The sequence below is a fragment of the Chitinophaga barathri genome (genome assembly GCF_003807585.1).
In the GTDB taxonomy this organism is placed as follows: Bacteria; Bacteroidota; Bacteroidia; order Chitinophagales; family Chitinophagaceae; genus Chitinophaga; species Chitinophaga barathri.
Genome location: NZ_RMBX01000014.1, coordinates 183,580 through 209,352, shown reverse-complemented (window position 1 = coordinate 209,352; position 25,773 = coordinate 183,580). Strand labels below are relative to the sequence as shown.

Annotated in this window: 18 protein-coding genes; 8 read left to right on the top strand and 10 right to left on the bottom strand. The window is 51.6% G+C overall.

The features are described 5' to 3' along the window. Positions 1-74: 74 nt before the first annotated feature. The 4 genes from EG028_RS23570 to EG028_RS23555 form a co-directional block, all read right to left on the bottom strand. Positions 75-1,574 carry a serine hydrolase gene (locus tag EG028_RS23570; RefSeq protein ID WP_120518708.1) on the bottom strand — a complete coding sequence of 500 codons (1,500 nt, stop codon included), beginning with the start codon at positions 1,572-1,574 and terminating at the stop codon, positions 75-77. Between the two features lie 148 nt (positions 1,575-1,722). Further along, entirely contained in the window at positions 1,723-4,860 is a 3,138-nt protein-coding gene (locus EG028_RS23565) for a S41 family peptidase (protein WP_120518709.1), read from the bottom strand. A 122-nt stretch (positions 4,861-4,982) separates the two neighbouring features. Further along, complete coding sequence (locus EG028_RS23560; RefSeq protein ID WP_120518710.1) at positions 4,983-5,702, bottom strand: LytR/AlgR family response regulator transcription factor; 720 nt, start codon at positions 5,700-5,702, stop codon at positions 4,983-4,985. A 57-nt stretch (positions 5,703-5,759) separates the two neighbouring features. Then, positions 5,760-6,863, bottom strand: coding sequence for a sensor histidine kinase (locus EG028_RS23555; protein WP_120518711.1), 1,104 nt, complete (start codon positions 6,861-6,863; stop codon positions 5,760-5,762). Between the two features lie 202 nt (positions 6,864-7,065). Here EG028_RS23555 and EG028_RS23550 point away from each other — a divergent pair, with 202 nt between their 5' ends. Next, positions 7,066-9,447 carry an outer membrane beta-barrel family protein gene (locus EG028_RS23550; RefSeq protein ID WP_120518712.1) on the top strand — a complete coding sequence of 794 codons (2,382 nt, stop codon included), beginning with the start codon at positions 7,066-7,068 and terminating at the stop codon, positions 9,445-9,447. A gap of 96 nt (positions 9,448-9,543) precedes the next feature. Here the strand turns inward: EG028_RS23550 and leuS are convergent, their stop codons facing one another. Further along, positions 9,544-12,321, bottom strand: coding sequence for a leucine--tRNA ligase (gene leuS / locus EG028_RS23545; RefSeq protein ID WP_120518713.1), 2,778 nt, complete (start codon positions 12,319-12,321; stop codon positions 9,544-9,546). A gap of 170 nt (positions 12,322-12,491) precedes the next feature. Between leuS and EG028_RS23540 the strand changes: the two genes are divergently transcribed. From EG028_RS23540 to EG028_RS23525, 4 genes are all read left to right on the top strand, one after another. Further along, positions 12,492-13,364: a cell division protein FtsX gene (locus EG028_RS23540; protein ID WP_123864774.1), complete on the top strand. Its 873-nt coding sequence runs from the start codon at positions 12,492-12,494 to the stop codon at positions 13,362-13,364. A gap of 20 nt (positions 13,365-13,384) precedes the next feature. Continuing rightward, a complete protein-coding gene (locus EG028_RS23535; RefSeq protein WP_120518715.1) occupies positions 13,385-13,633 on the top strand; it encodes a DUF3098 domain-containing protein in 249 nt (82 codons plus the stop codon). 67 nt (positions 13,634-13,700) lie between these two features. Then, positions 13,701-14,495, top strand: a complete 795-nt coding sequence (locus tag EG028_RS23530) for an undecaprenyl-diphosphate phosphatase (protein WP_120518716.1) — start codon at positions 13,701-13,703, stop codon at positions 14,493-14,495. A 19-nt stretch (positions 14,496-14,514) separates the two neighbouring features. Further along, the gene (locus tag EG028_RS23525) at positions 14,515-15,759 is read left to right on the top strand and encodes an outer membrane beta-barrel protein (protein WP_120518717.1); all 1,245 of its coding nucleotides are present in this window, start codon (positions 14,515-14,517) and stop codon (positions 15,757-15,759) included. Positions 15,760-15,762: 3 nt separating this feature from the next. Here the strand turns inward: EG028_RS23525 and EG028_RS23520 are convergent, their stop codons facing one another. Both EG028_RS23520 and tsaE read right to left on the bottom strand, forming a co-directional pair. Continuing rightward, complete coding sequence (locus EG028_RS23520; RefSeq protein ID WP_120518718.1) at positions 15,763-16,980, bottom strand: alanine dehydrogenase; 1,218 nt, start codon at positions 16,978-16,980, stop codon at positions 15,763-15,765. 47 nt (positions 16,981-17,027) lie between these two features. Continuing rightward, positions 17,028-17,489: a tRNA (adenosine(37)-N6)-threonylcarbamoyltransferase complex ATPase subunit type 1 TsaE gene (gene tsaE, locus EG028_RS23515; RefSeq protein WP_120518719.1), complete on the bottom strand. Its 462-nt coding sequence runs from the start codon at positions 17,487-17,489 to the stop codon at positions 17,028-17,030. 297 nt (positions 17,490-17,786) lie between these two features. On the opposite strand from tsaE, the gene EG028_RS23510 reads away from it, so the two are divergent. The 3 genes from EG028_RS23510 to EG028_RS23500 are packed head-to-tail and all read left to right on the top strand — an operon-like array spanning position 17,787 to position 22,442. Next, positions 17,787-19,895: a heavy metal translocating P-type ATPase gene (locus EG028_RS23510; protein WP_120518720.1), complete on the top strand. Its 2,109-nt coding sequence runs from the start codon at positions 17,787-17,789 to the stop codon at positions 19,893-19,895. 39 nt (positions 19,896-19,934) lie between these two features. Next, on the top strand, positions 19,935-20,540 hold the full coding sequence (locus EG028_RS23505) for a trimeric intracellular cation channel family protein (RefSeq protein ID WP_120518721.1): 606 nt from the start codon (positions 19,935-19,937) through the stop codon (positions 20,538-20,540). 3 nt (positions 20,541-20,543) lie between these two features. Further along, positions 20,544-22,442 carry a RecQ family ATP-dependent DNA helicase gene (locus EG028_RS23500; protein ID WP_120518722.1) on the top strand — a complete coding sequence of 633 codons (1,899 nt, stop codon included), beginning with the start codon at positions 20,544-20,546 and terminating at the stop codon, positions 22,440-22,442. A gap of 37 nt (positions 22,443-22,479) precedes the next feature. Here EG028_RS23500 and EG028_RS23495 read toward each other — a convergent pair whose 3' ends face one another. The 3 genes from EG028_RS23495 to EG028_RS23485 form a co-directional block, all read right to left on the bottom strand. After that, complete coding sequence (locus EG028_RS23495; RefSeq protein WP_120518723.1) at positions 22,480-23,526, bottom strand: Gfo/Idh/MocA family oxidoreductase; 1,047 nt, start codon at positions 23,524-23,526, stop codon at positions 22,480-22,482. 7 nt (positions 23,527-23,533) lie between these two features. After that, the gene (locus EG028_RS23490; RefSeq protein WP_120518724.1) at positions 23,534-23,902 is read right to left on the bottom strand and encodes an SdpI family protein; all 369 of its coding nucleotides are present in this window, start codon (positions 23,900-23,902) and stop codon (positions 23,534-23,536) included. 308 nt (positions 23,903-24,210) lie between these two features. Next, the gene (locus tag EG028_RS23485) at positions 24,211-25,767 is read right to left on the bottom strand and encodes a helicase HerA-like domain-containing protein (protein ID WP_120518725.1); all 1,557 of its coding nucleotides are present in this window, start codon (positions 25,765-25,767) and stop codon (positions 24,211-24,213) included. Positions 25,768-25,773 lie beyond the last annotated feature (6 nt).

The following is a 25,773-nucleotide window of genomic DNA, read 5'->3' as shown; positions in this document are numbered from 1 at the left end:
AATAAATTAAGGTAAAAATTACTTTTGAGGCAGCCCTTTTTCAGGAACAATACGACCAGCATCTTGTTGACCGTTTAGTAATTGCTTTTTACAAAAACAATATCTTTTACCTCCGGCTCAAGGGCCGCTGCCATAGATATTATTCTCCCTTCTTTATTCATTTGAAAACGTAACCTGCCGCCAGGCACGCCGGCTCTGAATATGTCATAATTATAATGCCTGAAAAGTATAGGCTCATCATTATGGGCAGCCCGCAATGTATCGTTTGATAATGTGACCTGGACTTTTCCATAAGCGGGATGAATATATATCCCGGTATAGTCTGTCAATGGATGTGACAAGGGAACGACCGTTATTTCCGGTGCAGGCGCGGGCTTGTTCCCGCTGTTGTTGCGCTGGTACAGGGCAAGAAGTTCTTTGTTCCAATCTTTAAAAGGCAGCGTTAATAATTTATCGGCAATATAGTCACGGATGATCTCTGAAATAGTGGCGTCGAATTTATTAACCAGCACAACAATACCGATGCTATCGGTTGGATATAACGCGGTGGTGGATGAAAAAAGTGGAAGGTCGCCACCGTGCGTAGCCAAATAATGTCCGCGGTACGAACAAAGGTTCCAGCCATATCCGTAATCGCCAAAATAAATGTCCGGGTAGGCGGGCAAGCCCGGCCTGGGCCTGGACGGGTTGCTCACCTGGGGTGACGTGGCTTCTCTTATAAAACGGGCGGGTATGACCTGTTTATCCCTGTATTTCCCTTCGTGTATCAACGCAATCAGCCATTGCGCCATATCGTTGACAGAAGAATTGATACTGCCAGCGGGATTTGCGCCTGAATTGCTCATTTTACCGGGAATGATGGTATCATTTCTTACGGTATATCCTTTTGAATATTCAACCGCATTCTTCAGATCGGATATAAGGCAGGTAGTGTTGCGCATGCCCAGTGGATCAAGTATCTTTTCTTTCATACTTTGCTCCCACGATTTACCGGTAACTTTTTGCACAAAGCCGCCCAAAGCAGTATACATCAGGTTGCAATACTGGAATTTTTCCCGAAAGCCTGCGGAGGGTTCTAAAAACCGGATGCGGTACACAATACTGTCTATCGGTATGTCTTGCTTTGAATGTGTTAACCAGTCATGTCTCGGCAAACCGGTACGGTGTGCCAGCATATCCTTTATCGTTACATAACTGCTAAGCTGTTCGTTGTAAAATTCCAAAGCAGGAAAATAATTTCGTACGGGCCTGTTGATATCTATCTTATTTTCCTCCGCCAAAATACCGATGAGGCCCGCAGTCATCGCCTTTGTGCAGGATGCGATGGAGAATACGGTATTGGGGGTGACCGGAAGTTTGTTTTCATAGTCCCTGTATCCAAAACCTTTTAAATAGATCACTTTGTCTTTTTCTACGACAGCTACCGCAAGGCCGGCAACATGCCAGTCTTTCATGACGCGGGCTACTAAAGTGTCCAGCCCTTTTAACCTTTTGTCAATTTCGTTTTTTTGTGCAACCGAAATTTGGGAACAAATTAAAAGGCAGAACAAAAGTGAAAAAGTAAGTTTACTCATAACAATATCTCCTGAAGGTTATCGATAAATGTAAACATAAGCGCACCCTGTAGTGCCGCCCTTCTAAAGGCGTTGAATGAAATATGTGAATGGCCTGAATGCTTCACTGCCAACATTTCTGCAGGCACATTCATTCAAGCGCCCTGTTCTATTTCAGGTCTTTGAGTACTTCCTGTACGGCTCTTTCCAGCTGTGGGTCTTTGTTTTCCAGCCTGTCCGCAAAGGTGGTTTTTACATAAATGTCCGGGGCAACGCCTTCTTTTTCGAGGTTCTTGCCGTCGAGCGTGTAGCAGCCCCAGGATGGGAGGCGGTAGAAAGAACCGTCCACCAGGCCTTTGCCGGAAGTAAAAATGATCCAGCGGTAAGATTCTGTACCGATGATCTTGCCCAGCTTCAGCGCTTTGAAACCGGCGGCGGTCATTTCCGCGTCACTGAGAGATTGTTCGTTGATCAGGAGCACGATCGGTTTGCCGGCAGGTGCGAAGTTTGGCTGTGGTGACAGTTTTCCTTCACGGTATTGCCATTGCAGGTAGGGGCGTTGTGAGAGGAATTTCAGCACTTCATCATGTACGTTGCCACCGGTGTTGTAACGTAGGTCGAGAATGAGCGCATCTTTACTGCCCAGCTTGGCCGCCATATCGATGAGGAATTTTTCCAGCTCGAAAGTACCCATGTTTTTCATGCAGGTATAAGCCACTTTGTTGCTGCTGAGCTGGTCCACCCGTTTTTCGTTGCCCGCGATCCATTCATCATAGAGCTGGTTGCCGATAAAATAAGAAGGCTGTGGGTGCAGCTTTACGTCAAAAGTTTTACCGCCGCGCTCGAAGGAGAGCACCATCTCTTTTTCGAAAGAAGGACGGGTGAAGTACTGGTCGCGGCAGAGATTGGTTTCTACTGCGGTGCCGTTCACTTTGGTAAGAACATCGCCGGGGCGGATGTCTATGCCATGTTTGTCTGCACTGCTATTGGTTACGATGCGGTTTACTTTGTAAGGCTGCTGATTGTCGAACTCGATACCCGTTTCCATGGTACGGTAGCTCAGCGTAATCTTTTCTTCATCGCCGGAGCTGTTAAAGCCAAGGTGCGAGGAGTTCAGTTCGCCCAGCAGGTCGTTCAGCAGAATGCGCAGGTCCCCGCGATTATTGATGTATGGAAGGTAGCGGCTGTAATCGTCGCGGAGCTTGGTCCAGTTGGTGCCGTGGAAGTCTGCGTTGTAGAAATTTTCTTCCACATTGGCCCAGGTTTCATAAAATATCTGGCGGAACTCGGTGCCGAGGTTCCGGTAGAAAGACATGTTGATGTTGATAGCATCCAGTTTGTTGGCGTCCGGGTTCAGTTTGTTGATATTGCCGCCGGAAAGCGCATACAGTTTTCCGTCCACTTCACAAATAGTAGAGGCGCCTCTTTCAGTGCCGGCGATCTTATCTGTTTTGTTCTCTTCAAAGGGTTCGATGACGGTTTTCCACAGCGCGCCTTTTCCGTCTGCGTGATTGGAAAAGAAATAAACGGTGGATTTATCTCCTTTCTGTGAAATATGGTAGGGACCATATTGGCCGCCGAAGTCGGGGCTGATCTGTTCCGTGCGTTGCATGATCCTGTCTGCGTCGATGGTAATGGAACCGGTGACGGGTTGAGTTTTGGCGGCGGTTTTGGAAGTATCTTTCTTTTCTTCTTTTTTGAAAAGCTCGTCGAATTTATCCGCGCGGTAAGGCTCGTCCAGCTTTTCCAGCGGAATGCGGTATACCTTGGCGTTGCTCATTCCAAAGGGATAAGAAGGTTTGGTGCGTGAAGAGGTGAAATAAATATATTTTCCGTCGGGGGACCAATAGGGTGTGGTTTCTGTAACACCGGTATTGGTGAGGTTGGTGGTGGTATTTTTTTTCAGGTTGTGAACCAGGATGTCTGATTCAAAGTTGCGGTATGCGGTAAATACAATGTATTCATCATTGGGAGAGAAGCGGGGATCGGCATTCTGGAAGGCCCAGATCTCATCTTTCACCGCAGTTTTAGACTCAAGGGTTTTGAGGTCCATTACCCGCACTTCATCGCGCCCGCTGAGATATACAGCCTGTGTACGGGTTTTGTTCATAGTCAGCTGACGGTTATTGCGTTTGTCGCCGGTGAGTTGTTTTGCCGTACCGCTGCCATCTGCGGGAATGGTATACCAGTTCAGGTAGCCGTTGAGTGTTTGGTTAAACAGGAGGGTGCGGTTGTCCGCCAGCCACTGCACCTGCATGGCGCGTTCCGCGGGGCGGGAAAGCTGGCGTACGAATTTGCCTTCAATGTCTGATACGAAGAGTTCGCCACGTGAGATGAAGGCCAGTTTTTTACCGTCCGGGGAAACGTCGAAGTGGCTGATCCTGTCTTTTACTTCAAAGCCTTGTTCCTTGGGGAGTACCGGATTGCGGAAGAGTTTGACGGGGAGTTTTTCCGCTTTGCCCGCGGCTACGTCGTAGATCCATACCTGGTAATCCTTTTCGAACACCACTTTGCCGCCATTGGCATTGGCAAAGGGTCTTTTGATGGAGGTAGGGAAGCTGGTCAGGGCTTTTTTAGCGCCGTTGGCGAATGTATAAAGGTTGTATTCGCCGTTGGCTTCATCCGACGTGAAATAGATGTTGCCTTTGCGGTCTATGGTAGTCCAGAGGTCTTTGCCGCGATAGTCCGTATACCGTTTGTATGCCTTGGTAGCGGGTATGTAGGATTGAATATCCGGGTTGAAGTCCCCTTTGTAACGTTTACGGTTTGCCTGGTTGCTGCTTTCCCAGGTATCGTTGAAGAAGAGCTCGCCTGAGGAGGGATGCTCCACTACGTTGTGAATGAGGTTAAAATAATGGGGGAATATGCGCACGGGCGTACCGCCGTCTATGCCTACTTTGTAGCTGGTAGCATTGCCGGCGCGGCCGGAGGTAAAGTATACCGAGCGGGAATCCCAGCTCCAGGACTCCATCTGGTCGGACGCTTCGTGCATGGTAAGTTGTCTTACTTCCCCGCCGTCTATCGGAATCAGGAAGACGTCCGCATTACCGAACTGGTACGCGGTGAATGCGATCCATTTGCCGTCGGGCGATACTTTGGGAAGCGTTTCGTTCCCCTGCATGGCGGTAAGGCGGGTGGCGTGCGGGTTCTGGATATCTGCCTTCCAAAGGTCGCCTTCGAAGCTGAAGATCACCGTCTGGCCGTCGGGGGTGAGGGTCGGGTATGTGGTAAAATAGGCTTCTGTGGTCTGGGCTTTTGCGGGCAGGTACAGAGAGGCCGCCAATAGGGCTGGGAATAGAACTCTCATAAAGCTGGGTGATTTTAGTTAACGGGAAATTAAGAAGGAATCGGCGGATGTGGAAACCTTTCATCATGAATATTTAGCCGGGTGCGTATTCCAGGCCGGTGGGGGGCGACGGTCAATCTGGTTTACCGCCCATGCTCTATCAGCTGGAAAAAAGCCTCCCGGTATGTGTCGCCCACCGGAATTACGTCCGGGCCGACAAAAAGGCGGTTCCGCTCTATGCTGTCGATCTTTTCAAGTGCTACCAGGTAGGATTTGTGAACCCTGGCAAAATGCGGCAGCGGCAGGATGCTCTCCATCCGCTTCATGTTCTGGAGGGTGATGATCGTGTCCGTCAGGGTGTGTATGGCTACATAATCCTTCAGCCCCTCCACGTACCTGATCTCTGAAAGCATCACTTTTACCATTTTGCTGTCGGTTTTGACGAAGATAAAAGGAGGGATTTCAGTAGGCGCCTTTTCCTGTGGAAATTCGGACTGCTGAGGGCGTATGAGTGCGAGTGCCTTTTGAGCTGATTTATAGAACCGGTCGAATGCAATAGGTTTCATCAGGTAATCGATGGCTTCGTGCTCGTAGGAATCTACGGCATATTGGGAGTATGCGGTGGTCAGGATAGCCCTGGCCTTGCCATGAATAAGCCTCATGAACTGGAGGCCGGTAAGCTGCGGCATTTGTATATCCAGGAAAACCAGTTCAACCTCGCCGCGTTCAATCGCAGGCAAAGCTTCCAGCACATGCTGGTAAGTGCCGCAAAGCTCCAGGAAAGGGATTTTCCGGATGTAATCTTCCATTACATCCAGGGCAAGCAGTTCGTCATCTATTGCGATGCATCGGATCTTTTGCATGTATGATCTGATTTGCTGTTGTATTAAGCGCGGGGCATAACCCGGTGTTTTCCTTTGTCACCTGGCGGCACTTTGATGGTTTGCTTGTGAGGCAGACAGGTCCAGCTCCAGTTCACAAATGTAATGCGTTGGCGTATTACGTATATCAAGCTGGTATTTACCTTCGTACATCAGCTCCAGCCTCCTTCGGATATTGGGCAGGCCAATCCCGCCGGCCTGGTCTTTTAACGTGTTGCTGATCCTGTTTTGGACTATGAGATGCAGGCGCTGGCCGTCAACATTCACCTGTATCAGCACGGGGTCTTTGGGATCATACAGCTCGCCATGTTTAAAAGCATTTTCCACGAAGGCGATCAGCAACACCGGCACTATCTGTTGTGTCGTAACACTACCGCTCACAAGGAGGTCCACATAAATGGTTTCCTTGAAGCGCGCTTTTTGCAGGTCCACAAAACTGTGAAGATATTGCAGCTCCTTCTCCAGGGGAACCAGGCGGCCCTCGGAGTCATACAACACATATCGCATAACCTCCGACAGCTTTAAAATAGCATCGGGAGCCTTGGGGGACTGCTGGTAGGCAAGCGAATAGATGCTGTTCAGGGTGTTGAATAAAAAATGCGGGTTCAGCTGGGATTTAAGCAGGGCGAGCTCGGCCTTCGTACGCTGTATCTCCAGCTGCTGCCGGTCCCTTTTCATGCGAAACCAGTCTTCGATGAAAGGAATGACCGTGCCGGCCACAACCCAGGGAATCAGCCAGTAGAAGTTATCAATGTTATATTCGATTTTGTTGTAGTCCGAAGGATAGTTGCTGTAATTGAACAACGCGGGGGAGATCACCTGTTCCACCAGGTAACGTACCAGCGTGGCGCCAAGCCATATGATTACTGCCCATAAGAGCCACAAGCCATATTTTCGCTGACGCATAAAGCGGGGATACAGCCAGAAATAACAAACAGAAAAAATAGCAAGTTTCAGCAACACATAGCTTATACCAAAAAGTGCCAGGTTGTCCGGATAGCTCAAGCTCACTTCCCAGCGGATATTCAATATAGCGGCACCTCCCCTGAAATTGAGGTGGAACTGGAAAGTGGTAAGTATGAGCAGGACTATCAACGGGACGTAGATTGCCAGCTTTTTCCAGTTGATCCTTCGTGTATGCATTTCGCTCAAGGTGCTGTGTTTTATGCAAAATAACCTCCTCCGGGAGGCTTTCAAAATGGAATTTCGACCAACCTCCCTTTTGATCCGACCAACCGGAGGCGATGGGAAAATAAGCAGTTAGTCGTATTACCGGCAGGGTTGGTATAATACCCAGGGCAAGCGTGAACGGCTTCCGCCAATTTTACGGCACAACGAATCCCATATGAAATTTTTATCCTCTCTCCTTCTAAGCATTGTCTGCTGTACTGCCGCATCCGCTCAATTCAGGATCACAGGGACTGTCAGGACCGGCCCGGGTATACCGGCTCCCTATGCCACCGTCATGCTGCTGAATGCGGCGGATTCTATGCTGATAAAAGGCGCCGTGTGTGACAGCACAGGTCACTACATTATGGAAGGCCTTGCCACGGGGCAATACCTGGTGGCTGTTTCACAGGCCGGGTTTGCCAAAACCTATAGCGGGAGAATTGAACTCAACGGACACCGCACCTTGCCGGAGCTGCAACTGAAGCAGGCCGCTTCGCTGAAAGAAGTGGAAGTGCTGGCGAAGAAGCCTTACATCGAGGTATTCGCGGATAAAATGGTGCTTAATGTGGAGAATAACATCATCGCCACGGGAAACAGCATCTTTGAAGTGTTGAAGCGGGCGCCAGGAATCCGTGCGGACCAGCAGGATAACCTCCTGCTGATGGGCGCGCCCGGCACCGCTATCTGGATAGACGGCCGCCCTTCAAATTTTACCGGGGAAACGCTTACGGCATGGCTGAAAAGCCAGCCAGCGGACATCGTGAGTAAGATCGAGATTATCACTACACCGTCTTCCCGTTATGATGCGGGCGGTTCTTCCGGGATCATCAATATCCGCCTGAAAAAGAACATCCAGCAGGGGCTGAACGGAAATATATTCCTCAGCGGCGGCATGGGCAAATATCCCAAGGCGGGTTCCGGCCTCAGCCTGAATTACCGCAAAGGCAGATTTAACCTGTATGGCAACTACAATTACTATTTTTCGGAATCTTACAACCTGCTTACGCTTAACAGCGCCAATAAAGAAGGCGGGGAGCTGTTAAGCGAGAATTACTGGCATCCGTTCAGAAATTCACATTCCTTCAGGGCAGGCGTGGATTATATGCCTGATGATAAAACAACGATCGGCATCATTGCCAATGTATACCTGAACAATACAAACAGCCAGTCTGAAGCGGTGACGATAGACAAAGATCAGCGGAAACCTGAATCATCCCTGCTAACGGCCCTTACAGACCGTGCGGAACGCACCGGCAGCTATCGCCTGAATGCCAACCTCCAGCGAAACCTGGACACATTGGGCAGTTCCATAGCTGTGGATGCGGATATGGCTATCTACAACAAAACATTGTATGAAGGGATCCTGAATGATCTGAACTACGAACGTCTCGCGCAGTTGCGGAACCAGGCGCCCACAGACCTGGCTATCGTTTCCCTCAAAGCGGATTATACCCGTTATTTTGGCAAGGCGCTTAAACTGGAGACCGGGGTCAAAGCAAGCTACGTGCGTTCGGACAATGATTTTCGTTATGACTCGCTGCTCCAGGCCAAATGGACACCTGACGGGCTTCGGTCCAATCATTTTCAATATACAGAGCAGATACAGGCGGCCTATGCCTCCCTGAGCTACGATACCAAAAAATGGAGCTTCCAGGCAGGGCTTCGTGTAGAGCGTACGGATGCACGCGGGCTGAGCGTTACGCTGGATTCGCTGGTGAGCAGCCGGTATACCAATCTTTTCCCCACGCTGTACGTTATGCGCAGGCTCACGGAAGACCAGCAGATCACCTTCAGCTATGGAAAACGTATCGGCCGGCCGTCTTATCAAACCCTCAATCCTTTTGTACGCGCCATTGATCCGTATACTTTCATTGAAGGAAATCCTTACCTGAAACCCCAGCTCAATCATGTGCTGCAGCTAAGGCATAACTTTCAGAACTGGCTCTATACCACTGCATACTATCGTTATACAGAACACTACAGTGAGTCCATTCTCACCAGCGACCCCGTTACCCGGGTGATCCGCAACAAGACCGAGAACATCGGACACGGAGTGTATACCTATCTTTCGGTAACCATCGCACTGCCGGTCACGAAATGGTGGGAAATTGAAACTAACGCGGGATTCGGGTATGCGGGGTACACATCGGTGCTGCCCGGCAAAGAGTTCAAAAATAACGGCACGGGTGCGGAATTCTCTACTAATATGACTTTCACACTGCCCAATAAATTCCGTGTGCAGATTGGTGGGGATTATTCAACGGCTCAGCCGCAGGGCCAGTATCACAATCAGCCTGCTTATGGTGTGGATTTCGGAGTGCAGAAAAGTTTCTTTAAAGACAAAGGGAGCATCCGCGTAAATCTCAACGATGCTTTTAATACCCGCCGTTTTCGCGCGAATATTTACACAGATGCGGCCAGCGTGCTCTGGATCAACCGTTGGGAAGCGCGAAGGCTTAATCTCCAGCTGTCATGGAAGTTCGGCAATCAGCAGATCAAAAGCGCAAGATCGAGGAACACAGGGTCCAAAGAAGAGGAGAACAGGGTAAATCTTTAAAGTGACCGCGGAATTGAGTTTTGTACATCACTGATCAAACATAAAAAATCCCGGCTGAAGATCTTTCGGCCGGGATCCGTATCATTTTAACCAGGATCAGATCACAATATTGATCATCTTGCCGGGTACAAAAACAATCTTTTTGATGGTTTGCCCTTCCACCCATTTTTGAACGACCTCGTTGGAAAGTGCAATCTGGTGCACTTCTTCAGCTCCGGCGTCCAGGGAGATGTTGATAGTGGTGCGGAGCTTGCCGTTTACTGAAACAGGGTATTCCTTGGCGCTTTCCACGACGTATTTTCCTTCAAATTCAGGGAAGGCGGCGTCAAGAATAGAACCGCTGTTACCAATTGTTTGCCACAGTTCTTCGCTGACGTGCGGAGCGTAAGGCGCGAGCAGGATGAGTATCTGTTCGAGCACTGCTTTTTTATGGCATTTAAGGTCTGTCAGTTCGTTCACGCATACCATAAAGGCACTCACCGCAGTGTTGTAAGACAGCCGCTCGGTATCTTCTTCGATCTTGCGGATGGTTTTATGCAGGGTCTTCAGTTCTTCCGCTGTGGGCGCATCATTTTTCACGATCAGGCCTTTCTGCTCATCCATGAAGAGGCGCCAGAGTTTTTTGAGGAAACGGTGTACGCCCTCTATGCCTTTGGTTTCCCAGGGTTTGCTCTGCTCCACCGGGCCGAGGAACATTTCATACATCCTGAATGTGTCCGCACCGAACTTATCCACGATCATATCCGGGTTTACGGTATTAAAAAGACGTTTGCTCATCTTTTCAGACAACGTTCCGCAGATGTATTTACCATCTTCAAGTATAAATTGCGCACTGGCAAAGTCCGACCGCCATTCGCGGAAAGCTTTCGTGTCCAGCTCCAGGCCATCCACAATGTTCACGTCCACATGCAGCTCGTCTGTTTCGTATTTGTCTTTGAGGCCTGCGGATACGTACTGGTTAGTGCCACGCACGCGATACACCAGCCTGCTGCTGCCGGTGATCATACCCTGGTTCACCAGTTTTTTATAAGGCTCGTCGAACCCGATGAACCCCAGATCATACAGGGCTTTGGTCCACATACGGGAATAAAGCAGGTGCCCTACGGCATGTTCCGTTCCGCCAATGTAAAGATCCACCTGGCCCCAGTAATCGGAAATCTTCCGGTCGCAGAAGGCGGTATCGTTTTGCGGGTCCATGTAGCGGAGGAAATACCAGCTGCTGCCGGCGTAACCGGGCATGGTATTGGTTTCCCGGCGAAGAGAAGTGCCTGCGGAAGAAGGCAGGTTTACCCAATCGGTCACATTGGCCAGTGGCCCTTCACCTTCCTCACCCGGACGGTAATTTTCCACGTGCGGCAGTTCCAGCGGCAGCTCTTCCGCCGGTAATGCTTCGGGAACGCCGTTGCGGAACACGATCGGGAAAGGCTCCCCCCAATAACGCTGGCGGCTGAAACCCGCATCGCGCATGCGGTAATTGATCTGTTTTTTACCGATACCGAGGTTTTCTATCTTGCTGATCACCGCTTCTGTGGCGTCTTTCATCTCCATGCCGGTGATAAAGTCACTGTTGTACAGCTTGCCTTCCTTGGTAGGATTGGCATCTTCGCCGTTGAACGCGGGCCCCAGGATGTTCGTAACAGGGATGCTGAAGTGTTTCGCGAAATTAAAATCACGTTGGTCACCGCAAGGCACCGCCATGATGGCGCCGGTGCCATAACCTGCCAGCACGTATTCAGAGATCCACACGGGTATCTTCCTGCCGTCAAAAGGGTTCACGGCATAAGCGCCGGTAAAACAACCGGTGATCTGTTTCACTTCGGCCATGCGCTCGCGCTCGGAGCGGCTTTGTACGTATTCTTTATAGGCATTTACGGCCTCATGTTGTTCTGATGTGGTAATGCGTTCCACCAGGTCGTGTTCCGGCGCTATCACCATAAAATCCACCCCGAAAATGGTATCCGGGCGGGTGGTGTACACCACGATATTTTCCATGGAACCGGCCACGTTGAACTTGATCTCCGCGCCCTGGCTCTTCCCGATCCAGTTGCGCTGCATGTCTTTCATGGCTTCGCTGAAGGTGATCTTCTCAAGTCCTTCCAGCAGCCTGTCCGCATATTCCGTGATGCGCAGGAACCACTGGCGCATCTTTTTCTTGATCACGGGATGGCCGCCGCGTTCGCTTACGCCGTTGATCACCTCGTCGTTTGCCAGCACCGTGCCCAATGCGGGGCACCAGTTCACCTCGGCATGGGCGAGATAAGCCAGGCGGTATTCCATCAGTATTTCCTGCTGTTCTTCATACGTATACCCGTTCCAGTCATCGGCGCTGAAGCGGATGTGGCGGTCGCCGGGGCATTCGTGATGGATGTTGCCATCCGCTTCAAAAATGCGCACGAGCGTTTCCATGGGCTCGGCTTTGCCGGCATGACGGTTATACCAGCTTTCGAACAGCTGGAGGAAGATAAATTGCGTCCATTTGTAATACGAAGGGTCGCTGGTACGGAATTCACGCTCCCAGTCGAAGCTAAACCCGATATTATCCAGCTGGCTGCGGAAGGAATTGATGTTTGCTTCCGTGGTCACAGCGGGGTGCTGGCCTGTTTCCAGGGCGTATTGTTCGGCCGGGAGGCCAAAAGCGTCGTACCCCATGGGGTGCAGCACATTAAATCCTTTGAGGCGTTTGAAGCGGGCGTATATGTCCGATGCGATATATCCCAGCGGATGGCCAACATGCAAACCCGCCCCGGAAGGGTATGGGAACATGTCCAATACGTAACACTTGGGCTTGTTGCTGCTGTTACTGACCCTGTAGGCATTGGTTTTTACCCAATGTTCCTGCCATTTCCGTTCGATCTGCCTGAAATTGTACTCCATATGCGTAAAAAGCCCGGATTTCCGGGCGGTTATAGTAATTTAAGATTTTGCGCGTCATTTTCCAACCGGCTACATTTCTATATAATAAAAAATGTTAAAATACCGTTTGGGATGGCAAATGTAAACATAACTCCTAATTTTTATTATTTTCGCCCATAAACTAAAGAGGAATGGCTCAATCAGGGAAATCATCAGCAAAGAAATCGAAGCCGTCGTATATCTATTCAATCATTGGTGTTACACTGGTATTGATACTGCTCGGCGTACTCGGCCTTTTTATGATCAATGCCCGGAACCTCAGCCGTTATTTCAAGGAAAGCATTGAGTTACAGGTGTTTCTGCGCGAGAGTGTGAAAGACCAGCAGGCTAATCTGCTCAAAGATTCGCTCGCTGTGATGCCGTTTGTAAAGCAGATCGAATATGTGTCCAAAGACATGGCCGCGGAAAGGTTCAAAAAGGAAAACCCCGAGGAAAACTTCGCCGTGCTGGGCTACAACCCGCTGGACGCAAGCATCGACATCACCCTGTACGAGCGTTATGTACATCCGGACAGCCTGAAAATGATCGAGGATCATATCAAAAACCGGGTGGCCGTGCGTGAGCTGAACTATCCCAAAGCCCTGGTGACCCAGGTGCTGGACAAAGTACAGAAGATCGGGATGGTGCTGCTGGTGATCAGTATCGTAATGGCGATAGTCGTGCTTTTCCTGATAGACAATACCATCCGCCTGGCAATGTATAGCAACCGTTTCCTGATCAAAACCATGCAAATGGTGGGAGCTACCCGCTGGTTCATTGCCAAACCCTTTGATATGCGCAGCATCATCAATGGCGCCATTAGCGCCATCCTGGCCATTGCCACCCTGATAGCGCTGATGTATATGGCGGAATCCGCCCTGCCGGAACTGAAAGGCATGCGGGACTACGTGATGACCAGCCTGCTGTTCCTGGGCCTCATCGCCATCGGCATCGTGATCTCCCTGCTGAGCACGCACCGCGCGGTGATGAAGTACCTCAAACTGAAACTGGACGATTTATATTGATCAAAAGTTAACTTACGATAATGGCTAAAGAAATCAAACAAGGCGAACAACAACAAAGCCTCTTCGGGAAAATGAATTATCAGCTGATGCTGGCGGGCGTTGCCCTGATCGTGATCGGCTTTTTGCTGATGATGGGTGGCAGCAGCGATCCCAACCGCTTCGCGCCTGAAGAAGTATACAGCTTCCGCCGCATCACCCTCGCGCCGATCGTTATCCTGCTTGGCCTGGCCGTAGAGGTGTACGCTATCATGCGCAAACCCAAACAATAAACAGCACAAAAATCATTCGATCATACAGCGATGAGTACCTCATCGCTTTTCTTATTTTTTCAACACCATGAGCATCTTAGAAGCGATCATTATTGCGATTGTAGAAGGCGTGACAGAATTCATCCCCGTTTCTTCCACCGGCCACATGATTATAGCCAGCAGCCTGATGGGGATCAATAAAGACGAATTTACCAAGCTTTTTGAGGTATGTATCCAGCTGGGGGCCATCCTGGCGGTAGTGGTGCTGTACTGGAAAAAGTTCTTCAATTTCGGTAAACCGCAGTTTTACCTGAAACTTTTCCTGGGCGTATTGCCTGCGCTCATCCTCGGTTACCTGCTCGGCGACGTGATAGACGGACTGCTCGAAAGGCCCGAAGTAGTGGGCATCACCCTGCTGCTGGGCGGTATTGTGCTGCTGTATGTGGACAAATGGTTCAACGCACCCACCATAAAATCAGACGAGGAGATGGACTATTTTAAAGCCATCCGCATCGGGCTGTTCCAGTGCCTGGCGCTCGTACCCGGCGTGAGCCGCAGCGCGGCCACCATCATTGGCGGTATGCAGCAGAAACTTACCCGCCATGCCGCAGCCGAATTTTCCTTCTTCCTGGCTGTGCCTACCATGGCCGCCGCCACGGGATACAAACTGCTCAAACACCGTGATCTCATCCTGGGTTCCGCCGAGAATATCAAACTGCTGGTGATCGGCAATATCGTGGCATTTATCGTCGCTATGCTGGCCATCAGGTTTTTTATCGGGGCATTGCAGAAGTTCGGTTTCAAGATGTGGGGTTATTACCGCATCGTGGTGGGCATCATTATCCTTGGCGCCTTTTTTATGGGCTACCAGATGGAAGCTTAACGGAATTTAAAAAATATACATGAAGTCCCTGTACCTCACCTGTGCCTGCCTGTTGGCAGCCCTTTCCCTTGCCGCGCAGCAAAATTTCATACCCGGCACTCTGCTGCTCCGCAATGGGGACAGCATCCGTGGCCTTATTGATTACCGGAAGTGGGATGTAAGCCCGTTGCAGATCGTTTTCCGTGAAAACGGGGGAACGGAGAAAAACTATAAACCGGGGGACATCAAAGGGTTCCGCGTAGCGGAGAACGAAGAGCTCCACCTCTCCATCTCAGCCGTGCTGGACGTTACGAACGAAACCGTGAACGAACTTTCCGCTTCTTCCGCCCGTGATACCATTACAGGTGAGCATTTCTTCCGCGTCATGATGGACGGCCCTGTAAAACTGTTGCTCTACACCGACAGGAACAGCCGGGAGCATTACGCGGTGATGGAAAACGGCGATGTTACCCAGCTTGTAAAAAAAGAGGTTTTTATCGACAACCCGGAATCCGTCGATTACCATAAACTGAAGACCCATAATTTCTACCGCCAGCAACTTGTTAATATCGTCGGAAAGTGTGTGCCGGAGCATAAAATGCTGCGTATGGATTATTCAGAAAAGGCCATCCGCAAAGTATTGCAGCAATATGTTGCCTGCCGTTATCCCGGCGAACAGGTTACATTCAGGAAAGAAGACCGTCAAACCCGCGCCACTCTTGGCGTGATGGGTGGTGGAAGCCTGAACTTCACCAGGTTCACCGGCAGTCACCCGCTGGCAAATGGTAAATATGGCGGTAAAATTTCTCCCGTGCTCGGCCTCTTCCTGGACATACCCATTTCCCGCAACCGCCAGAAATTCTCCTGGAACAATGAGGTGGTGTATACCAGCCGCGCTATGGCGTCCAACTTCATGCGCAATGGCCTGAACTATAGTGTGGATGTGGACTTACAGTATATCCAGGTGCAGACGATGGTGAAATATACTTATCCGAAAGGAAACCTCCGCCCGTATGTGAATGCAGGCGTGGCAGGCGCAATCTCCATTGGGGGAAAAGACGAGCTGAGAAGGACGGGAGAATTCAATTCTTATATTCCGCCTGCTGAAAAAGCGCTGGACGGTGGCCGGGAGTTCATGCTGCCATTAATGGCGGGCGTGGGTGTACGGTACAATAAACTGCATGCGGAAGCCAGATTTGTTCTCCCGCATAACATCAGCCCGTTCCTGGCTTTGGACTCCCAGATTACGGGCGTGCAGCTGCTGGTGAGGTATACGTTGTTTTGATTCTCACCCTTTCACCGCCAGCAGCAGTTCCAGGTCGGTGTACTTTAATTTGAATTTTTCGCTGAGGTGGTAATTGGTGAGGGCGCCTTTGTAAAGGTAAATGCCGTTGCGCACGCCGCGTTTGATCCATACAAGGTTTTCGAAGCCGCCGTCATCCGCGGCTTCCAGCAGCAGGGGCATCAATACGTTGCTGATGGCTTGTGAAGCGGTGCCTGCAAAACCGGAGGGGATATTGGGCACGCAATAGTGGATCACGTCGTATTTTTTGAAGACGGGGTTTTCGTGGGTGGTCACCTCAGAGGTTTCGAAGCAGCCGCCGCGGTCGATGCTGACGTCCACGATCACGGAGCCGGCCTTCATGTTACTCACCATGCTTTCGGATACCACGATGGGCGTTCTGCCGCTTTGAGAAGAGAGGGCGCCAACGGCTACATCCGCATTGCGCAATTGCTCCGCCAGCACTTTCGGCTGGATCACGGAGGTGAATACACGTACGCCGATGTTATTCTGAAGCCTTTTCAGCTTATAGATATTATTGTCGAATACTTTTACGGAAGAGCCCAGTGCAAGGGCCGTACGGGCCGCAAATTCCCCTACAATACCCGCGCCGATGATCACGACCTTGGTGGGCGGGATACCTGTAACGCCACCCAGCAGGATGCCTTTGCCTTTATTCGAATTGCTGAGGTATTGCCCGGCAATGAGCATCACGGCGCCTCCGGCTATTTCACTCATAGCCCTTACGATGGGGTAAGTGCCGGAATCGTCTTTCAGGTTCTCGAATGAAAGAAGGGTGATACGTTTGTCCATCATCTTTTGCAACTGCTCTGCTTTGAGCACGGAGAGGTGGATGGGGGAGATCACGATCTGGTGCGGGCGCAGCAGCTCGATCTCTTCGTCGTTGAGCGGTGCGGATTTCACGATGATGTCCGCTTTGAACACTTCTTTTTTATCGTACACGATCTCCGCCCCCGCTTCGGAGTAGTCAGTGTCGTAGAAGTGAGAGCCGTCGCCGGCTTTGTGCTCTACCACTATGTGATGGCCATTGTTGCTAAGAATGCTGACTGCATCGGGTGTAAGCGCGATGCGGCTTTCCTGGAAGGAAGTTTCTTTGGGGATACCGATGAACAGCCTGGAGTTTTTCAGGGGTATATCCAGCGTTTCTTCCAACGGGGAATATGTAAATCCGGCACTCACAACAGTTTTTTGCCTTGGCTCCATAATCGTAGAAAATTGAGTGTGTTAGGTGCTTTCAAAGATACATTTATTTATTGCAGGGAAGGCGTAAATTCCCCCGGGTCGGCCGATCCGGCGATCAGCTTCCTGCGCTGGTCCGCCGTTACAGACAGGTATACATATACCGTATTCCCTGGCAGCAACTGCGTCACCACGTCCGGCCATTCCACAAAACAGATAGCGTCCGGATGGTAAAGACAATCTTCTACTCCTGCTTCTATGGCTTCTTCCAGGCTTTTCAGCCGGTAGAGGTCCAGGTGGTAAATGATCTTTTCCCGTTTGCGGGCATCTGTATACCGGTATTCGTTGATAATGGAAAATGTGGGGCTGGCGGTGGAGTCTTCCACCCCTTTTGCTGCGCAAAGGGCTTTTACAAAAGTGGTTTTTCCCACACCCATATCGCCATTCAATGCAAAAACCTGCTCATTGACGTAAGTTTCCCAGAATTGCCGGGCCGTTTCCGGCAGCTCCGCATGCGAAAAAGTAACTCTCATACGCTATAATCCCTGAATAAGCCATAAAATTAGCAATTCCGGCCCATTAATCCGTACGTCGTTCAACCGGCCTTTTAATTCCGTTTTTCCGGCAGTACGGCCCGCCCGGAATACCCGAAAAGCACCCTGGTTGCAATAATAATTCCCCTTTCGCGGAAGCCCCTCCCATGGCATTTCCTGCTATGGGAGGGGCTGTAAAAAGCACCGCCGTTGCAATAAAATCACTCCTTCTGAAGGGCGGTATGTGGTAATTTTGTATCGCATCCAGTTACCCCCGTGGAATAATTTGAAAAAGCTATGGAAACGATCAGTTGCAAAGTAAAAGGGATGAACTGCTCCAGCTGCGCCCTTACCATTTCCAAATACCTGGAGAAAAAAGGCATGGAAGATGTGGCCATCAGCGTGGCCACCGAGGAATTGAGCTTCAACGTTCCCCAGGGCGCCAATGCCGGGGACATCATCAACGGTATTAACAGTCTTGGCTACGAAGTAGTGCTGCCCAACCAGGGCGCGGGCACGAAGCCGTTTTATACTACGCTTGCGTTTAAATTCTGGTTCTGTCTTGTATTTACGGCCCCCCTGCTGTTGCACATGTGGGTGAGCTGGCACTGGCTGCACAATGCCTGGGTACAGCTGGCACTGACGCTGCCCGTATACATCGTGGGCATGCTCCATTTCGGCCGGAGCGCCTTCCGCTCCCTGCGCAACGGGATGGCCAATATGGACGTGCTGATCACCCTGGGCGCTACCGCGGCATTTGCGTATAGCCTTACGGGTACGCTCATGAACATGGGTGCGGATTATCTTTTCTACGAAACCGCTGCCGCCATTCTTACCCTGGTGTTCCTGGGCAACCTGCTGGAGGAAAGGTCCGTCAAATCCACTACCACCGCTATTGCGGAGCTGGCGAAGATGCAGCATACCGTGGCGAAAAAGATACATGTGAACGATAAAGGCCAGGAACACATAGACGAGGTGGACAACAGCGCCCTGCGTGTGGGCGACCGCGTACTGGTGAACACCGGCGACAAGATCCCCATGGACGGCACCATTTACTGGGGCAGCGGGCATGTGGACGAATCCATGATCACCGGCGAAAGCGGGCCCGTATCGCGGAATGAAAAAGAAAAGGTCATCGGCGGCACCATCCTGGACAGCGGCAGTATCAAGATGTATATTACCGCTACCGGCAAGGATACCGTGCTATCTTATATCATAGAACTGGTAAAACAGGCCCAGCACAACAAACCGCCCATGCAGAAGCTGGCGGACAAGATCAGCGGCATTTTTGTGCCCGCGGTGCTCGGTATTGCGCTGGTTACCTTCCTGGGCTGGTATTTTATCGGGGGCACAACGCTGGATGTAGCCATCATGCGCAGTGTAGCGGTGCTGGTCATTGCCTGCCCCTGCGCCATGGGCCTTGCCACTCCCGCGGCCGTGATGGTGGGCCTCGGCCGCGCCGCCCGCAATGGTATCCTCATCAAAGGGGCCAATACCCTGGAGTCTTTCCGGAATATCCGCCAGATCGTGTTCGACAAAACCGGCACGCTCACCACCGGCAAACTGCAGATAGGCCAATGGAAAACCATAGACCTGGAAGATGAAACCTTCCGTTCCCTGGTTTTCAGCCTCGAAAAATATTCTTCGCATCCCATTGCCCGCTCACTTACCGCTGCCTGGAAAGGGGTACCGGAAACGGCTTTACAGCAGGTGCGCGAACACAAAGGCGTGGGCATGGCCGCCAAAGACAAGGAGGGTAATGAATGGCGCCTGGGTTCCTACATTATGGCCAAAGACGCTACCACAGACGATACACACAGCATTTACCTGCTCCGCAACGACGCCCTGGCCGGCTGGGTCGATTTTATCGATGAGCTGAGACCGGAAGCGAAAAAAGTGATCGCGGACCTCAAAAACAGCGGTATCCGCACTATCCTCCTCAGCGGCGACATGCGGCGCAAATGTGAGCAACTGGCCGGTGAGCTGGGCATAGACGAAGTGTTCGCCGAGCAATCGCCGCAGCAGAAACTGCAAAAGATAGACGAGCTGATGTTATCCGCGCCTACCGCTATGGTGGGGGACGGCATCAACGATGCGCCCGCACTGGCAAAGGCTACCATCGGCATATCGCTGAGCGATTCCACACAGGTAGCCATGCAGAGCGCAAACGTGATATTGCTGAACAACCACCTGGGCGCATTGCCGCTGGCAATGGGGTTGGGCAAACATACTTATCTCACCATCAAACAGAACCTGTTCTGGGCCTTTATCTACAATGTGGTGGCCATTCCCGTGGCGGCGCTCGGTTTCCTGAACCCCATCGTGGGCGCGCTGATCATGGGATTGTCCGACGTTGTACTGGCCATTAACTCCGTCCGTCTCCGCTTCAAAAACGTAAGCCATTAAAATTTGTCGTTAATTCGTATATCATAATCGGTTTGCTGAATGATATACTGGTTTGACCTTATCGGTACGTTTGTATTCGCCATATCAGGGGCTTTGGCCGCCTGGGATAAAAAGATGTACCACGACATTTTTGGCGTGAGTTTCACCGCCTTCGTCACGTCCATCGGCGGCGGCACCATGCGCGACCTCATCCTGGGCGTACGCCCGGTGTGGGTAGGCGATAAGAACTACATCATTGCGATAGCCCTCGGCGTACTGGTCACGGTACTGTTCCGCGCGCGGCTGCTGCGTTTCCGCCGCTCCATCTTCCTGTTCGATACCATTGGGATAGGGTTTTACACGGTGATCGGTTTGCAGAAAGCGCTGCTGTACGGCGTGCATCCATGGGCCGCGGTCATCCTCGGCATGATCTCCGCTATTTTCGGCGGGGTGATCAGGGATATGATGGTGAACGAAATACCGCTTATCTTCAGCCGCCAGATTTACGCCACGGCCTGCCTCGCGGGTGCGGCGCTTTATATCGGCTTGCGGCATATCGGTGTGGATGAGGACTGGAATATGATCGCCAGCATTCTGCTGGTTATCGCGATCCGTTTAACCGCATTAAAAAAAGGCTGGTCTTTACCCTATTTACAGAAACATTGATCCATGGCTTCGGCACTTTCCATATTACACCGCTTCTGGGGTTTCCAGCAGTTCAGGCCCTTGCAGGACGAGATCGTTGCATCCGTTGCCGGTGGCCGCGATACGCTGGCATTGTTGCCCACAGGCGGGGGAAAGTCCATCTGTTTCCAGGTGCCGGCGATGATGAACGACGGGCTTTGCCTCGTGATCACCCCGCTGATCGCGCTGATGAAGGACCAGGTGGAAAACCTCAACAAACGCGGCATCCCGGCATTTGCCATCTACGCGGGCATGCAGGCGCGTGATGTGGAAAAGGTGCTGGCCCTGGCGCGTGAAGGGGAGATCAAATTCCTGTATGTGTCGCCGGAGCGGCTGCAAAGCCGCCGTTTCCGCTGGTATTGCGAAGTGCTGCCCGTAAAACTGATAGCCGTAGACGAAGCGCATTGTATTTCCCAATGGGGGTATGATTTCAGGCCGGCTTATCTGCAGATCGCCAGCATCCGCGAACAGTTTCCCGATGCGCCTATACTGGCCCTCACGGCCACGGCTACGCCAAAAGTAAAAGAAGATATCTGCGAAAAGCTCCAGCTGCGCGACCCGGCAGTGTTTGTGAAAAGTTTTGCACGGGCGAACCTTTCCTACAGCGTCTCTGAAGGTGAAAACAAACTCACCCGCATCCGGCAGATACTGGACCGTGTGCCCGGCTCCGCCATCGTTTATTGCCGGAACCGGCGGCAGACAAAAGAAGTAGCCAATCATCTTGCCGGGCAGGGCATCGCGGCGAGTTATTACCACGCCGGCCTCAGCAGCGCCGAGCGCTCCGCCCGCCAGGAATCCTGGATAAAAAACGACATACGCGTAATGGTCTGCACAAATGCCTTCGGCATGGGGATAGACAAACCGGACGTACGGATGGTCATTCATGAAGACCTGCCGGACAGCATCGAGGCCTATTACCAGGAAGCAGGCCGCGCGGGCCGCGATGAACAAAAAGCCTATGCCGTGATGCTGTATTCCGAGAGGGACATCACGGAGCTGGAAGCCCGCATCCCGCTTCAGTTCCCGGGTCTCGACGAGATCCGCGAAGTATTCCAGGCGGTAGTGAATTACCTGCAGGTGCCCAAAGGAACCGAAGGCGTGTATTACGATTTCGATATCAATGAATTTGTAAAACGTTTTTCCCTCAATATCACCACCACATTCAGCGTGCTGCGCATCCTGGAGCAGGAAGGCGTCTGGCAGCTCAGCGAAAGCGTGTATATCCCTTCAAGGGTTGAATTTGTAACCAACCGCGATGCGATGTACGAATATGAAACGGCCAATCCGCCCATGGAGCCGCTCATAAAAACGCTGCTACGTACCTACGAAGGCATCATTGACAATGCCGTTCCCGTCTTCGAAAAACAGATCGCGCGGATCATGCGCATAGACGAGCAGGACGTGATCCATGACCTTCAACTGCTGCACCGGCAGGCGATTATCCGGTATTATCCCCGCAAAGACAATCCCCAACTCAATTTCCTGGAAGAAAGAGTGGGTGCGCAGTTTTTACAGGTGAACATGGCCCGTGTGGAAGCCAGGAAAAAAGTAATGGAAACACGGATCGCCGCCACCGCCGCCTATGCGCGTAACAGCAATACCTGCCGCACACAGCAGCTGGTGGCTTATTTCGGAGAGAATGACGCAAAGCCCTGCGGCGTATGTGATGTATGCGTAAAAAGGTCGAAAGGGGAGGTGAAGGAAGGGGAATTCGGGAGACTGACCGCCGCCATCCTTGAAGCCCTGGAGGAAAAAAGAACCGTGCAGGCGCTGGTGGACCGGATAGATGCGGAGGAAAGCAGGGTGTTGGCCACCCTGCAGTTCCTGATCGCAGAAGGTTGTGTGTTGCGCGACGGAGATGGTATACTCTCCCTGAGAACCTGATCGCGCAAATGATATATTTTGCCGGGGCAATCGCGCTCTACAGCTCGATCACACGGCCTTCTTCGCTGCTTTTGAAGACAGCTTCAATTACTTTTACCACATTCAGACCGTCTTCCGGCGTTACCGGGTTCGGTTTGTTTTCGCGCAGCGCGGCATAAATGCCCTGGTAATAATCCAGGTAATTGCCATTGCCTCCCGGGAGGTATTCTTTTACGGTTTTGCCGTCTATTTCAGTGTGCAGCAATCCCCACTCGGCCGGTGATTCAGCGCCCCAGTCCGGCGTATCGGGCAGCACGCCCTTCATCAGCAGCGCTTCCTGGATGTCGGATTTGGATTTGATAAAAGAGCCTTTCCGGCCGTGAAGGATATATGCCGGCAGCGATTCCCTCACCAGGTAGCTGGATTTCAGGCGCACGCGCAGGGTGTCATAATACATCAGCATTTCAAAATAATCGTCCACCACGGAGTCTTTACGGATGATGCGCACATCGCCGAAAACGGCTTTGGGCATGCCGAAGATCGTGAGCGCCTGGTCGATGAGGTGGGAGCCGAGGTCGTACAATCCGCCGGTGCCTTTGGAGGCCACTTCTTTATGTGCTTTGTAGCTCAGTTCTTCCTTGAAGCGGTCGTAGTGGAACTCCACTTCCAGGATATCACCCAGCAGTCCGTCGTCCACTACTTTTTTCACGATCTTGTAATCGCTGTCGTAGCGGCGGTTTTGATACACGCTCAGCAGCAGTTTTTTAGAAGCCGCCAGCTGTATCAGCTCTTCGCCTTCCGCGGAAGTAACAGTGAATGGTTTCTCCACGATCACGTTCTTCCCGGCCATTAATGCGGCTTTGGAGTATTCGTAGTGTGTATAGTTGGGCGTATTCACCACAATCAGTTCCAGGTTCGGGTCCTTGAACAGGGATTGTACATCCGGGTATATTTTCACATACGGGTAACGCTGCTGCGTAAGATGTTTGCTTCGCTCCACCACTGCGGTGAGCTCAAAGCCCGGGTGCACGTGAATGAACGGGGCATGGAATGCGTACCCGCTGTGGCCGTAGGAGCATAAACCTGTTTTGATCGGTGCTGACATATCTGGATTATTTTTTCGGATTCCCTTCGTTATCAAAAAGTGATTTTAGTTTTCGCTCTGTAAAATAGATAGGAATTATGGTAGCTGCAAGTACCGGGAAAAGAGGAAGCAATACAATGAGTGCGGGATTGAGTGTATCGAAGTTGTACCCGGAAAACCAGAACAGGGGCGTTACCACCAGCATCATCACCAAACCGCTGATACACATGAGCCTGCCGGAGTATACCTGTGCAAAGTCCCACGCAGCCTGGCTTTTCATGGACCGTGGTGAACGGTAGCCGGCCAGTCGATTGATCCTCCGTGGAGGTTTTTTCCACATCCAGGCGCCAATGCCGCTGAAGACTAAGCCCAGCCCGACGATAAAAAGGATGATCATAACGATGTTTTTTTTGCTGAAAATGACGTTTTGTCCCCGCTTTGAAACCCTTCCTCAGCACGCCATACATCGGGCGGCTGATAGCATATTAACCGGGTCAACTCCGGATCAAGTCCGCCTCATCTCCACCTCAGCTCCGCCTTGCCTATATCTCTCCTATAGCTACCATAGCTGGTTCCCGGTATTACGGGGTAATTTCACAGTTATTCAGGTGCAAAAACGCAAAATACTATTATGTTAGTGATGCGGACCTTCTTAAACTATTGATCTTTAGTAGATTCCGAATAGCGAAAAGTTGTGTTTTTTGCTTAAAACCAGCTACTTTTTTTCCTGCTTTTCCCGCCAAGGCCCAAAGCACCCAGCAGGCTCCGGGTAATCACATTGGCGGCGGTCCTGCCGGCCTGCCTTGCGGCGGAGCTGGTTATAATCGTCTCCAGGAGGCCTTTTTCCTCTTTTGCCCTGCCTTTTTTGGCGGGGGCTTCCTCTTCTTCCGCTTTGGTACGCTCAGCAGCTTCTTCCAGTTTGGCGTTGAGTATCTCGTACGCGCTTTCGCTGTCTACTTCCGTGTTGTATTTTTTGACGAGTTTGGAATTGTTCACCAGCCCGTCCAGTTCGGAATCGTTGAGAATATCCATCCGGGAGCGGGGGCTTACCAGCATAGTGGCGGCCAGTGGCGTGGGCGTGCCTTTTTCGCTCAGGCAGGTGACCAGCGCTTCGCCGATTCCGATCTGGGTGAGCAATTCATCGGTTTTGTAGAAGTCGGAGAGGGGATAGTTTTCCGCCGTTTGTTTGATGGCCTTCCGGTCGTTTGCCGTAAAGGCGCGGAGGGCGTGCTGTACTTTCAGGCCCAGCTGCCCCAGCACGGATGCGGGCACGTCCATCGGGTTTTGTGTGCAGAAAAAGATGCCTACGCCTTTGGAGCGGATCAGTTTGATGATGGTTTCGATCTGCTGTAGCAGCGCATCGCTCGCTTCCTGGAAGATGAGGTGCGCTTCGTCTATGAACATCACCAGCTTCGGTTTATCCATATCGCCTTCTTCCGGCAGGGTGGCGTACAATTCAGCCAGCAGGCTGAGCATAAAGGTGGAAAAGAGTTTCGGGCGGTCCTGTATGTCCGTTACGCGCACAATGGAGATCTTCCCGCGCCCGTCTTCGCCGATATGCATCAGGTCGTCCACTTCAAAGGATTTTTCCCCGAAGAATACCGTTGCACCCTGCTGCTCCAGCTCAATCACTTTCCGCAGGATGGTGCCGGTGGAAGTGGTGGATATTTTCCCGTAGTCTTTTTCAAGTTCCTTTTTGCCCTCATCGCTCACGAACTGCAATACTTTTTTGAAGTCTTTCAGGTCGAGCAGGGGCAATTTGTTATCGTCGCAATATTTGAAGATCATGGCTACCAGGCCGGCCTGTGTATCATTCAGCTCCAGTATCTTGGAAAGCAGCACCGGGCCAAATTCCGTTACCGTGGCACGAAGGCGCACCCCTTTTTCATGGCTGAGGCTCAGCAGCTCCACGGGATAACCCGCGGCAGACCATGTGCCGCCGATCTTTGCATAACGCTCCTCTATTTTTGCATTGGAGGTACCGGGTGCGGCGATGCCGCTAAGGTCTCCTTTAATATCCATGAGCATAACGGGCACGCTGGCATCGCTGAGGCCCTCCGCGATCACCTGCAGGGTCTTGGTTTTGCCGGTACCGGTAGCGCCGGCGATCAGGCCGTGACGGTTCAGGGTTTTGAGCGGCAGCATTACATCCGCGCCCGTCACCACTTCGCCGTTCAGCATGGCGCAGCCCAGTCTAAAATGTTCGCCTTTGAAGGTATAGCCGTTTTTGATGTATTCGAGAAATGCTTCCTGGTTAGCCATGTGGAC